Source organism: Flavobacterium limi, assembly GCF_010645075.1.
Taxonomy (GTDB): domain Bacteria; phylum Bacteroidota; class Bacteroidia; order Flavobacteriales; family Flavobacteriaceae; genus Flavobacterium; species Flavobacterium limi.
Window position 1 is genome coordinate 194,040 of sequence record NZ_JAADZV010000003.1, and the last position, 13,226, is coordinate 207,265.

Sequence of the window (13,226 nt, forward strand, 5' to 3'; positions counted from 1 at the left end):
TCAAAATCCGTATTTTTGTAACATGGAAGAAAATCTAAAACGTCTTAATAAATTTATTGGAGAAACAGGTTATTGCTCCCGTCGTGAAGCCGATAAACTCATCGAAGAAGGACGAGTTACCATAAACGGATCCATTCCTGAAATAGGAACCAAAGTTTCTCCGGATGATGAAGTGCGTATTGACGGGAAATTAATCTTTGAAAAGCACGAAAAAATGATTTATCTGGCTTTCAACAAGCCTGTTGGAATCGAATGCACCACTAATCTTGAAGTCCGAAACAATATAGTCGATTATATCAATTATCCAAAACGTATTTTTCCAATAGGAAGACTGGATAAAGCCAGTGAAGGCTTAATTTTCATGACCAATGACGGCGATATTGTAAACAAGATTTTACGCGCCCGAAACAATCACGAAAAAGAATATACAGTAACTGTAAACAAACCCATAACAGATCGTTTTATACAACGAATGGGAAATGGCGTTCCGATTTTAGATACTGTTACTAAAAAATGTAAAGTGGAGCAGATCAGTAAATACACGTTCAAAATTATTCTGACACAAGGTCTAAACCGCCAGATTCGAAGAATGTCAGAGTATTTAGGCTATGAAGTTACGGCATTAAAACGCATCCGAATTATCAACATTTCACTGGATGTTCCTGTTGGCCGTTATCGCGATTTAACGGAAGCTGAAATTAAAGAATTAAATAAGCTAATCGAGCCATCAAGCAAAACAGAAGAAGCAAGTTTCCCAAAACCGGAAACCCCAAAAAGAAGAACTGAATTTATTTCAAAACACGATCCCCGATTTAAGAAAAAAGGCGATTATTGATTCTTATCATAAACAAATCCTTCAGAAATCTGAAGGATTTTTAGTTTTAAATATTCTTAAAAGCTGCTATCTTATTTTAAAATACGAAAGTTTTTTACGAAGTCTTTGTACTTATCGCTCAAGGTAACTTTATGGTTCCCTTTTAAAATGATCAAATTATCATTTACGTTTATTTGTTGAATCTTACTGAGGTTGACTATATAATTACGGTGCGTTTGGCAAAACTTAGCTGGATCCAGCAACTGAATAATTTTAGTTAAGGATATTAAAATAACAAATTTTTCAGCGTCAGTAATGATATTACAGTAACGATCTTCAACTTCTATGTACAAAATATCCTTGATTTGAACTTTCTTTAAAACTTTATTTTTTTTTATAAAAAGCGAATCTCTGCTTATGACCGTATTTTGATCTTCGCTGTGAAAAACATTTGTCTGCTCGTAAAACTTTTCAACTGCCATTTCAAGGGCATATAAAATTTCAAGTTCATTGAATGGTTTCATTAAAAAACTAAAAGGTTTTGTCAGTTTAGCTCTCTCAAAAATCTGACGATCCTTAGAGCTGGTCAGAAAAACAAATGGTTTTTGCCCGTCTGGCACTATATTGATAGTTTCGGCAAAGGTAATTCCGTCCGGTTTTCCATCTAAAAAAACATCAATTACCACGATATCTATTGTATTTTGGTAAAATAATGTCAGCGCCTCCTGGTGAGTCCGGGCTACACCAACAATATTGTAATTATTTTCTGAAAGCACTTCTACAAGCGCATCGCTTTCGGCAGGTGTATCTTCTACAATGAGTACATTTATATTATCCATGGTTTTTAAACTTTGGTAATGCTATGATAATCCTGGTTCCAACATTTTCTTCACTCTCTATATCGAGTTTTCCTTCATTTTTTCGAATCAGGCTTTTACATAACTGCATTCCTAATCCTGTTCCTATTATATCATCGTTTTGCTTTTTAGAAAGCAAAATAGTTTCTTTTAATAATTCTTTCCTTGTGGATTCTTTCATTCCTAATCCGGTATCTTCAATCACTAAATAACAAAACTCTTCTGATGAAGGACGCGTATAGATTGAAATCGTTCCGTTTTCTTTAGAGAATTTAATAGCATTGTCTAAAAAATTCCTGATTATTATTTTAAGCGAATCAAGATCAGCAAATACATGATCTGCTGCAACAACATCATTTCTAAAATTGATGTTTTTGTTAAACATTAATGGTTTGTAATTGAATTCTACATGCTGTACAATCGTGGCAAGATGTAAGGATTCCCGATAAAAATAGGCCTGTTGGGTTTGTAATAAAGCCCAGTTAAGCAAATTGTCTAATAAATTATACGCTCCGCTGGCAATGGAGCTGTTTTTATGAAGCAAAACATCGAGTTCTGAATAATTTTTATGCTTCAGATTCTCCATTAATTTACCATTACTGGTTTTCAGTGCATTTACCGAAGAACGTAAATCATGACTTACTATAGAGAATAATTTGTCTTTGGTAGCGTTCAGTTCATCCAGCTGATTTTTCTGGGCTAAGATTATTTTGTTGTTTTTAGCTTTCTGTCTGTAAAAATAAACCCCGGCCCCAAACATGACAAACAATAAAACCGAAGAAATGAAAAATACATTTCTTTCGGCTTTTTTTGCTTTATTTTCTGCTGCAAGCACGTCAACTTCTTTTTGTTTTTGCTTGATGGCAAATTTCTTTTCGAGATCTGCAATTGCCCAGACTTTGTTTTGATCGTTTAGTGAGTCTTTCCAGGCTTCGTATTCTTTTCTATAGGTTAAGGCTAAAGGAAAGTTTTTTCTGTTCTCTTCTACTACTGCCATGTTTAAAGTGGCATTTTGTTTTAGTTCAAATGATTTTACTTTTCTCGAAAGATTATATGCTTTTTCAAAATATGGGATTGCTTGAGCATCTTTATATTGTTCATAATACAAATTGGCAATATCCGTGTAAGAGCCTATAAGCATTAATGTATCTTTTTCTAATTCTTGTAACTTCGATGCTTTAAATAAATATTTTTCTGCTTCATCAATTTTTTTGAGATGCAAATAACACAATCCTATATTATGAAAAACAGTACTTTTTTTTAAATCATATATTGATGAATTAGGAAGATTTTCAATTTCTTTAAAATATTTCAGCCCCTTTCTAAACTCATTTTGTTTTAAAGCAATTTCACCCAAAGCTAATTTAGCTTTATATTTAAATTTAAATTTAGATGAAATTAGATTAAACTCTTTTTTGGCTTCCTTAAAAAGTTTTTTATTATTAAAACTTGTAGCCCTAAAATAATGACAGTAATCATTTAATTCCTTATTTTCAGAACTTAATTGTTTCATTGAGTACACTAAAGTAGAATCCCAATTATTTTCTAAAAAAAAATATTGAGCTTTATTAAAGTTGAATTCTTCATTGAACTCTTTTGCTTTCTTTTTAATTTCAGAACTAAATAATTTACTGTCAAATTTTAATTGTGAAAAAAGAAGAAAAGGAAAGCTAATTATAATTAAAAAAAGAAAATGCTTAATTTTAACCATTAAATTTTATGTAAATGACACTACTAAATTCCATTTAATTACCATCTTGAACAATCGTAACCGTTCCTCTTGAAGTGATAGGGTCTGTGTCCCAAAGAAAAGTTTCAATCGTTTTTATTTGAGAAAAGTGATCCACAAATGGAATTGGATCCGCATCAAAGGTAACTTCATACATATCGAAATTAATGCCTTCATACTCTATCATATCATAAGCTACAAAAAATTGCAATTGGGGAACTCCATCAATATCGACATAGCAATTTTGATAAATACTAAAATTTAGTGTATTGTCACCTTTTGCAATAAAAACCACAGCCCTTATAACTAATTTTTTCTTATTATTTTTAAAACGAGCATCTACAATAGGAGGCAAAAGCGCTTTAGATCTGTTATCAGGAAATGATATTGAACCAACTGGCTCACTTGGTAATTTATCGACAATACAAACTCCAGGAGGAATTCTTCTGTCAATTTTTTCTGAGGTAATTTTTTCTGAGGTAATTTTTTCCATGGTAATAGTTTTTTAGGTTAGAAAATGATTAATATCTCGCCTCTTAATATAAGGCATATTTAACTTACATAAGCTACAAATTTCAGATGTCAAATATAACAAAGTATTTCTTAATAACTTTTATTTCAAGGGTTATTAAACGATTATATTGGCATTTTGACGTTAAATTATTAAGCCAGGGTTTGAAAGAAAGACTTTTTATAAAAAAAATCCTATTCTGCAATAGAATAGGATTTTAGAAATTTATTACTTATTATTTTTCAAAAAAAGCATAATACAATGGTTTAGATAAAAACGATTTTTCCTGATAAGAATGAATCTCGTATTCTCTTTTAGTTTCTTTTAATTTTCCATCTAAATTATTCTTTAAAAAATATTCTCTTCGTGCTTCATCATTAAAATTTAAATCGCTCAAAAATATTGGTTCGACTCCTTTATTAACTGATATATTGTAATTGGTAATCAGGTTTCCCCAATTGACAAAACTGCACAAGAGTAATAAGACATAGCAATACCAGACCATTTGGTTAAAAAGGTATGCATTTGTTTTTTGTCTGGTTATTTTTAGAAAAGCGTAAACCAAACCAATCGTTATTAAAATCAGAAACGCATACACTCCTAATCGTTTGTACGTCAATCCGAAAAAAGAAACGTATTCTGAGTTTTTGATAATAGCACTTACTATCAAAATGCTATTGAGGTAAATCCATACTTTGGCTAATTTTTTAAGCGCTGTGGCTTTCGCATCAAAATTAAAACCTCCTTTAAAGTAAAATAAGATTACTCCAAGTGCCATCAGGATTGAGAAAATAACAGCATTTACTCTTTCATGTATATCTGAACTTAGCTTTGTTTTTTCGACAGCTTCAAAAAACTGCTCATAATTATAGGTTGCAATAAAAACCAGCAGCAATACATTTAAAAGTACTAAAGTGATTTCGCCACTTTTTCTTTCGAAGTCAATATCCAGAAACGAAAAAGAACTTTCGTTTTGAGTTTTAGTTTCATCGCTAAAATCATTATCCAATAGATTGTTTTTTTCATAACAAACTTCAGGAATCCAGTAATTCCAAAAATTGAATGAGATATAAAATCCTAAAACGCCAATTATGATAAGCTGCCAGAGATCAAGGTCTAATTCATAATCAGTAAACAGGGATGAAAAGTAGTTGCTTCCGAAAGAATATACGATTAGAAATAATCCCAAAAAGACTGCCGGAATGATAAAATAGGCAATTAGTTTTTTAGCAAAACCGTTGTTTACTTTTCTTTTTGGAAGATATTGACTGAACATGAATATCCGTCCTAATGAAGCTACTCCATTTACGAATATTAGCGGAAATACCTGTAAAAGCTTCAGCTTGGGTTCCTGTGTTTTGAATTGCAAAAAAACAAGCGACAATGCCAGAGCCCAAAATGAAGCAAAATCACCATACCAGGCAAAAGCATAACAAGACAATATCGAGGTAACGACCAAAATCAAATGTGACCTGTGAGTAAACCGATCCTGAAAGAAATAACAAATTAAGGCTGTTAGTGCTAATCCGAAGATACCCAGATTCACACCTAACTCCTGTTTGTAAAAAAGCAGCGTAAATATTAAACTGCTGACTAAGATAAAATGTAGTTTTTTCATTATTACAAATTTAAAAGTACTTTGTTTTTCAAAGTTATTAGACAAAAAAATATAGTTATTACGATTTCATTAATTTTTCAAGATACGATAAATGCTCTTTGAAAGCAGCACGCCCAAGCGGAGTAACCTGATAAGACGTTTTTGGCTTTTTACCCACAAATTCTTTTTTTACTTCAATATATTCCGATTTTTCAAGTGCCGAGGAATGACTTGCCAAATTACCATCTGTAATATTCAATAAAGTCTTCATCTCGGTAAAATCAACCCATTCATTCACCATCAGGACGGACATTATACCCAGTCTGACACGGCTTTCAAAATCTTTATTTAATTTATCAATGATTCCCATTGGTTATTTGTATTTTTTGAACATGATTAGTCCGTACAAGATATGCAAAATACCAAAACCTATGATCCAAAAAATCAAACCATATCCAATATAAAAAAGAGAAATACATCCTAAAATCAACTCACAAAAACCTAAATATTTTATATCTGAAAAAGTATATTTCTCGGCATTTATAACAGCAAGTCCGTAAAAAATCAAAGTAGACGGCGCCACCAGGCCAAAATACCCATGATAAAGTAATGCCAGACAAAATATACCTCCTGTCACAAGCGGAACCGCAAGATTAAACAGCATTTTTTTTGTTGCAGAAGTCCAGATTGGTAAATTGTATTTTCGGCTTTTTCTTATGGTAAAAAACGCACCGAATACAAATGCAGAGATTAAAATTATAATTGCGATCCAAAATAATTCTGAAACCAGACTGACAGAATATAACCTGTGTTCATCATTTAAATAATCCATTCCATTGGCCTTAAATAACTGATAAACGTATAATCCCCCTATCAGAGCTGACAACCCTGCAAAAACTCCTGAGAGCCCGCTTAAGGATATAAATCTTGAAGAACGTTCCATCATAGAACGAATATGTGCTAAATCTTCCTGGTGCTTCTGATTCATAATTAAAGTACTTTGTATTGCAAAGTTATGTTTTATTTTTAATTAGCAAATAAAAAATTTATTTATTTTATCAATTTATACACCTGAAAGATTTTGAAACGCTATAAAAGAGAATTTCTTATTACCACGGAGCTGCGTGAGGGATAGAAGCCAGCTACCAAAGTAGCGCGGATAGCCCGACCCCATTTGCAAAAGGCGCACAATATTCGGTTTGTGAGTTAGCGCCTTTTGCAAATGGGGTCACGCCCAAAGTATAAAAACAACAAAACCCACTCGACTGAATGGGTTTTGATTATTGATATTCTGTAAAATATTATTTTCTGCTTCTGATTTTTCTCGCCAAAAGTGTGTTTTGAAGCAACATTGCAATAGTCATTGGTCCTACTCCACCCGGAACCGGAGTAATAAAGGACGCTTTTTTGCTTACTTCATCAAAATCAACATCACCTTTAATAACATATCCTTTTGAGTTTGAAGCATCGTCAACTCTGGTAATTCCAACGTCTATAATTACAACGCCGTCTTTCACCATATCGCCTTTTAAAAATTCCGGAACACCTAAAGCCGTAATGATAATATCAGCATTTTTAGTGAACTCAGCTAAGTTTTTGGTACGGCTGTGCGTTAAAGTCACTGTTGAATCACCAGGATTTCCTTTGCGGCTCATCAAAATGCTCATTGGGCGGCCTACGATATGACTTCTACCAATAACAACAGTATGTTTTCCTGCAGTTTCAACTTTATAACGCTCTAATAATTGCATGATTCCGAAAGGAGTTGCGGGAATAAATGTTTCCATTTCTAAAGCCATTCTTCCAAAGTTTGTCGGGTGAAAACCATCAACATCTTTCTCCGGATCAATGGCTAAAAGAATCTTTTCTTCATCAATATGTTTTGGTAATGGCAACTGAACAATATAGCCGTCGAGGTTGTCATCTTCGTTTAACTCTTTAATTTTTGCTAATAAATCTGCTTCGGTAATATCTTCTGGTAAAGCAACCAAAGTTGAATCAAACCCGATTTCCTGACATGATTTTACTTTACTTCCTACGTAAGTTAAACTTGCTCCGTTATTTCCAACTAATACTGCAGCTAAATGAGGTACTTTTCCTCCTGCGGCTTTTATGGATTGAACTTCGGCTGCAATTTCGTTTTTAATGTCTTCAGATGTTTTTTTACCGTCTAGTATTTGCATTTTCTTTTTAAGTTAAATGTTCTATGTTAGAAGTGAGAAGTTTCTAAACTGAAAATCTCGAATATTTATATTAAAAAAGTTTCAAATTTCAGCTTCACAACCTGAAACCTTAAACTTGAAACTTTTTAATTTATTTATCTCGGCATTCCGCCTGGCATACCTTTCATACCGCCCATCATCTTCATCAGGTTTTTTCCGCCCGGTCCCTGCATCATTTTCATCATCTTGCTCATTTGGTCGAACTGCTTCATTAACTGATTTACCTGTTCAACCTTAGTTCCCGAACCTTTTGCAATTCTGGCTTTTCTTTTTACATCGATAATCGCTGGCTTACTTCTTTCTCCCGGAGTCATCGAGTGAATAATTGCCTCAATATGTTTGAAAGCATCGTCTTCAATTTCTACATCTTTCATGGCTTTTGAAGCACCTGGTATCATTCCGACAAGGTCTTTCATGTTACCCATTTTCTTTACTTGTTGAATCTGCGTAAGGAAATCATCAAAACCGAATTCGTTTTTAGCGATTTTCTTTTGAAGTTTTCTGGCTTCTTCTTCATCAAACTGCTCCTGAGCTCTTTCAACAAGCGACACAACGTCACCCATACCTAAGATACGCTCAGCCATACGTTCCGGATAGAAAACATCAATAGCTTCCATTTTTTCTCCGGTACCAACAAATTTAATTGGTTTGTTTACAATTGATTTAATGGAAAGCGCAGCTCCACCACGAGTATCACCATCTAATTTCGTTAAGATAACTCCATCAAAGTTCAGGATATCGTTGAATGCTTTTGCTGTGTTTACAGCATCTTGTCCTGTCATCGAATCGACAACAAACAAAGTTTCCTGAGGCTGAATTGCTTTATGTACACGTGCAATTTCGTCCATCATTTCCTGATCTACAGCTAAACGTCCGGCAGTATCGACAATAACTACGTTTAAACCGTTTGCTTTGGCATGTTTGATTGCGTTTTGAGCAATTTCTACAGGATTTTTATTTTCCGGTTCTGAGTACACCTCAACACCTATCTGATCTCCCACAACATGCAACTGGTTTATCGCCGCAGGACGGTAGATATCACATGCTACTAAAAGTGGTTTTTTATTTTTCTTTGTTTTTAAGAAATTAGCCAATTTTCCTGAGAAAGTCGTTTTACCTGAACCCTGAAGTCCGGACATTAAAATAACTGTCGGATTTCCTGAAAGGTTAACACCGGCAACATCTCCTCCCATCAATTCGGTAAGTTCGTCTTTAACCAGCTTCACTAATAGTTGTCCTGGCTGAAGCGTAGTCAATACATCCTGACCGATCGCTTTTTCTTTTACCCTTGCAGTAAAATCTTTTGCAATTTTAAAGTTAACATCGGCATCAAGCAACGCACGACGAACTTCTTTTAAGGTATCGGCAACGTTTACTTCTGTAATTTTCCCGTGTCCTTTTAATATATGGAACGCTTTATCTAACTTATCACTTAAATTATCAAACATAATTTTGCTTTTTTTGAAGTTGCAAATATAGAACAAAGTTAGAAAGTTTCAAAGATTCAGAGAAGCAAAGGTTTAAAGTTTTAATACGTAATCTTTCCTTATCGTATTTATTGAAACGAATTATAAATTCATAAAAAAAGAGGTTAGAAAAAAATCTAACCTCTATCAAAAAAAAAAATAAAAAAACCAAGTTATTAACTAATTGAAAAGTTAAATATTGTAATCTCTTAGAAGGTCGTAGTACTATTTGCCTGATAAGCGAAATTAAAAGTATAAAATCTGGTATCTTCAGTTTTTAACGGGTCTGGAGTTACAGGAGCATCTTTATAATAACTTAAGATTTCGAATTTAGCATATTTACCATCATGCGTTTTTACAACAAAAACTTTTCCTGCTTTTGCAGAAATAACATGAGTTTGTCCATTATAATCATACCACGCATTTGCTCCTGAAGCTGGAAATGCATAAACTGAAGCCGCATCCTGAGCAAATGTAGAAGCAGCTGGAAATGCTGTAACACTGGCAAATGCTCCAGAGACAATGCTGACAGATCCTGATCCTGTTCTTGCCGGTTCACCTGTATCTGCAGCATTGTATTTAGTTCCTCCATTCACTATAATTACTGTACCACGAAATGCAATATCCCATTTATCTGTAGTAACAATTTTGTTTTCAGAAAAACTAAATTTTGTGAATTGACCACTAGCTGGTCCTGCTTGTCCTCCTCCAGTTTGTGGAGCTGGAAGATTTGAAACTTTTGTGGTTACAACAGCAGGAGGAGTTGTATTTTTATCGTCATCACTACTGCAAGACGCTGTAAAAATAAATAATGCTAATAGTGAAAGTTTTAAGAATAGTGTTTTCATGGTGTAAAAGTGTTTAATAAATATTGATTAAAAATTATATTGAATTCGTGCAAAAAATTGTCTTCCGGCAAGGTTAGGAATTTGTTCCGGGTCTGTATAGTCCAGTAAATTATTGGCTCCGACCTGTAGCATTAACTTATCTGAAATATTATTTGAAATGGATAAGTTGGTAATAAAATAATCATTCACAAACTTGTCATATTTATCCAGAATATTATTTCCGTTGGTATCAAACATTCCGTATTTACTTCTATAGATAACACGCAAATTGATATCTGTCTTAATTTTCGGAATAGTGTATAAAATCTTAACATTCGCTGTATGTTTAGATCGATTGTAAGCTCCAAAATAGTCGGATTTATTAATTTGAACCGTTTGTAATTCTGAATTACGGATGTATTGATAGTCTTCGAAATTATCTAACACTTCTTTGTTTTTTGCTATTAAATATTGGTATCCTAATGACAAAGAAAATTCTTTCGTAAAACTATAAGTGGAGTTATATTCTATCCCGTAGGTGAAAATTTGATTAATATTAAAATAACTAAAGACGTTCTGACTATTATTTTTTTGCGCTACGACCTGAGTATCAATTAAATTATCTATCGAATTGTAGAAAGCATTTATATCCATTCTTAGTTTATTCCTTTTATAGAAAGATCCAAAATTAAAATTGACTGAACTTTCAGCTTCTAGTGGTTTGTCAAAACTAATTCCCGAAACTCTGGACAAAAGCTGCCCCTGCTCTTCAAATTCGTCTAGACGGGCTTTTGCAACATTATATCCTACAACAGTATATCCAACTGACGGATTCGTAAAATCGAAAAATAATTGTCTAAAATCCGGTGCTTTATAACCGTAACCTACTGATCCTTTTAGAGAAAAATTCGGGTTTATTTTATAGTTTACAGCTAATTTAGGACTTAACTGCGATGCGTATTCACTATGATTATCATATCTGAATCCGGCAAGGATATTCCATTTTTCTGATGGATTATAATCATATTGCACAAAAACATATTGAGAATTAAAATCCACATTCTGGTCAAAATAAGTTCTGTCTAAACTTTCATAATTCAACCCGATTCCCGCTGTTAACTTATCTTCGTTTATTGAAAAAGTAGTTCTTACTTCGGGTCTGAAAAGCCATTGATTATAATATGCTTCTTCAAAAATTACGTTATTTTCATCTTTTAAAAACGAATCATTTTTATAATTGGTAGTATAAAATTCATATTCAGAATATATTTTCGGATTCCATTTGTGCTCTAATTTGATTTGCGAATTCCATTCGTTTTCTTCCGCATCACCTTTATATTCTTCAGATTCAATCATTGCAGCATTATCTGCTTTCTGATTGAAAAAACGATTGCTCACAATTAGTTTGAGATCTTCCGAAAAATCATAATATAGTTTTGGCTGAATTGTAGAGTTGTAGTAACCTTCCATATTTGGCAGTGGTGTACTTTTATTCAGATCAAACCAATCGGTTGAATAATAATTAGCAAACAAATTGGCTGCAAATTTTTTCTTCTTCCAAAGCAAATTAGCATTCGCATCACTTGTATTAAATGTTGCATATCGATAAGAAAGACTTCCTCCAAACATATCTTTTTTAGGTCTTTTTGTAATTACATTAATTACCCCGCCCATTGCTTCAGAACCGTATAATGCTGATGACGCACCTTTCACAATTTCAATTCTCTCAATATTCCCTACAGAAATCCTTGACAGATCCAAAACTCCTGAACTTCTCCCGACAAGAGGAAGACCATCGATCAAAATCATGGTATAAGCCGCATCTAATCCCTGCATCTGAATACCTTCGAAGCCACTTTCATCCGGAATCAAAATAATCCCGGTCTGTTCATTTAAAATTTCATTTAACCTTGTTACCCCTGATTTTATTATCGCTTCAGATGTAATAATTGTCATGGGCAATGGCAATGAAGAAAGAACTCTCTCTGTTCTTGTTCCTGTAGTAACCATAACTTCGGACAATTCGTTTGAAGTAATACTGTCTTTTTTTTGTATTTCCTGAGAAAAAGAAATTTGACAAACAAATAAAGCAGTAAAAAGGGTAAATTTTATTTTCATTATTTTTATTCAGTCTTAATAACCCTGCAAATATATAATTATTTTTATTTATTCTAAATAAAGTTTATATATTTGCCAAAAAAATTTTAAACCATATAATAAAGTAATTATGATTACAAAAAGCCTCTATTTTTCAGCCGTAATGGCTTTGGCTTGCAACCTTGGTTTTAGCCAGGACAAAAAGCAGCAAGACATTAAATCAATCAAATCCATGTGCGGATGCTATGAAGTGAAGTTTAATTTCGCTGAAACTTTTCAGTACGCAAAAGATTCGGCTAGCTATAAACCTTCACAAACAAAACATGAATCTGCTTTGGAATGGGTAGAATTAGTAGAAGATACTCCAAACAAAATCGTAATGCAGCATTTACTGATTGTAAGTGATGATATGATTATTAAACACTGGAGACAGGATTGGTTATACGAAAACACCGATTTATATTTATTTGATAAAAACACTTCATGGAAGTATAAAAAGTTAGATAAAAAAGCCGTTAAAGGACAATGGACTCAAAAAGTATATCAGGTAGATGACAGTCCAAGATACGAAGGAACTGCAACATGGGTACACGTTGACGGTCAGGATTACTGGGCAAACGTAACGGATGCTCCCCTGCCAAGAAGAGAGCACACAAAACGCAATGATTATAATGTTTTAAAAAGAAGAAACATTCATGAAATTACTGCAACAGGCTGGAATCACGAGCAGGACAATGACAAACTGATCAGAGATGACAGCGGAAAAGACGTATTGTTAGCACAGGAAAAAGGAATGGACGTTTATACTAAGGTTCCGGATATTAAATGTATCGCCGGACAAAAATGGTGGAAGGAAAACAATGCGCTTTGGAAAAATGTTCGTGACAAATGGCAAACCCTTTTTGAAAGAAATAAAGATTTGAACTTAGCCGCTAAAGTAGATAAAAAGGCATTATACTCTCTTTTGTTTGATTTGAAACCAACCGCAACAAAAGCAGAAACGGATGCGATAATCGAAAAGTTCGTAAAATAAAAAATGTTTTGTATTAGTTGTTAAAAGAGCCGATAGTTTTAGGACTATCGGCTCTTTTTATTTGTTTTAAAAT

Annotated in this window: 12 protein-coding genes; 2 read left to right on the forward strand and 10 right to left on the reverse strand. The window is 33.2% G+C overall.

Going from position 1 to position 13,226, the window contains the following annotated elements:
• Positions 1–22 precede the first annotated feature (22 nt).
• Complete coding sequence (rluF, locus tag GXM16_RS07960) at positions 23–835, forward strand: 23S rRNA pseudouridine(2604) synthase RluF (protein ID WP_163393869.1); 813 nt, start codon at positions 23–25, stop codon at positions 833–835.
• A 71-nt stretch (positions 836–906) separates the two neighbouring features.
• Here the strand turns inward: rluF and GXM16_RS07965 are convergent, their stop codons facing one another.
• From GXM16_RS07965 to GXM16_RS08010, 10 genes are all read right to left on the reverse strand, one after another.
• A complete protein-coding gene (locus GXM16_RS07965; protein WP_163393870.1) occupies positions 907–1,653 on the reverse strand; it encodes a LytR/AlgR family response regulator transcription factor in 747 nt (248 codons plus the stop codon).
• Positions 1,646–3,184 carry a tetratricopeptide repeat-containing sensor histidine kinase gene (locus GXM16_RS07970; protein ID WP_229684285.1) on the reverse strand — a complete coding sequence of 513 codons (1,539 nt, stop codon included), beginning with the start codon at positions 3,182–3,184 and terminating at the stop codon, positions 1,646–1,648. The genes GXM16_RS07965 and GXM16_RS07970 overlap by 8 nt, the downstream gene beginning before the upstream one ends.
• 232 nt (positions 3,185–3,416) lie before the next feature.
• The gene (locus GXM16_RS07975; protein WP_163393872.1) at positions 3,417–3,893 is read right to left on the reverse strand and encodes a hypothetical protein; all 477 of its coding nucleotides are present in this window, start codon (positions 3,891–3,893) and stop codon (positions 3,417–3,419) included.
• Between the two features lie 253 nt (positions 3,894–4,146).
• Positions 4,147–5,529, reverse strand: coding sequence for a DUF4153 domain-containing protein (locus GXM16_RS07980; protein ID WP_163393873.1), 1,383 nt, complete (start codon positions 5,527–5,529; stop codon positions 4,147–4,149).
• Between the two features lie 58 nt (positions 5,530–5,587).
• Complete coding sequence (locus GXM16_RS07985) at positions 5,588–5,878, reverse strand: winged helix-turn-helix domain-containing protein (RefSeq protein ID WP_163393874.1); 291 nt, start codon at positions 5,876–5,878, stop codon at positions 5,588–5,590.
• Between the two features lie 3 nt (positions 5,879–5,881).
• Entirely contained in the window at positions 5,882–6,496 is a 615-nt protein-coding gene (locus GXM16_RS07990) for a hypothetical protein (protein ID WP_163393875.1), read from the reverse strand.
• Between the two features lie 313 nt (positions 6,497–6,809).
• Positions 6,810–7,691, reverse strand: a complete 882-nt coding sequence (locus GXM16_RS07995; protein ID WP_163393876.1) for a bifunctional 5,10-methylenetetrahydrofolate dehydrogenase/5,10-methenyltetrahydrofolate cyclohydrolase — start codon at positions 7,689–7,691, stop codon at positions 6,810–6,812.
• Between the two features lie 134 nt (positions 7,692–7,825).
• Positions 7,826–9,178: a signal recognition particle protein gene (gene ffh, locus GXM16_RS08000; protein ID WP_163393877.1), complete on the reverse strand. Its 1,353-nt coding sequence runs from the start codon at positions 9,176–9,178 to the stop codon at positions 7,826–7,828.
• Between the two features lie 227 nt (positions 9,179–9,405).
• Entirely contained in the window at positions 9,406–10,044 is a 639-nt protein-coding gene (locus GXM16_RS08005) for an HmuY family protein (RefSeq protein ID WP_163393878.1), read from the reverse strand.
• Between the two features lie 27 nt (positions 10,045–10,071).
• A complete protein-coding gene (locus tag GXM16_RS08010) occupies positions 10,072–12,141 on the reverse strand; it encodes a TonB-dependent receptor plug domain-containing protein (protein WP_163393879.1) in 2,070 nt (689 codons plus the stop codon).
• Between the two features lie 109 nt (positions 12,142–12,250).
• Between GXM16_RS08010 and GXM16_RS08015 the strand changes: the two genes are divergently transcribed.
• Positions 12,251–13,153: a DUF6607 family protein gene (locus GXM16_RS08015; protein WP_163393880.1), complete on the forward strand. Its 903-nt coding sequence runs from the start codon at positions 12,251–12,253 to the stop codon at positions 13,151–13,153.
• Positions 13,154–13,226: the final 73 nt, after the last annotated feature.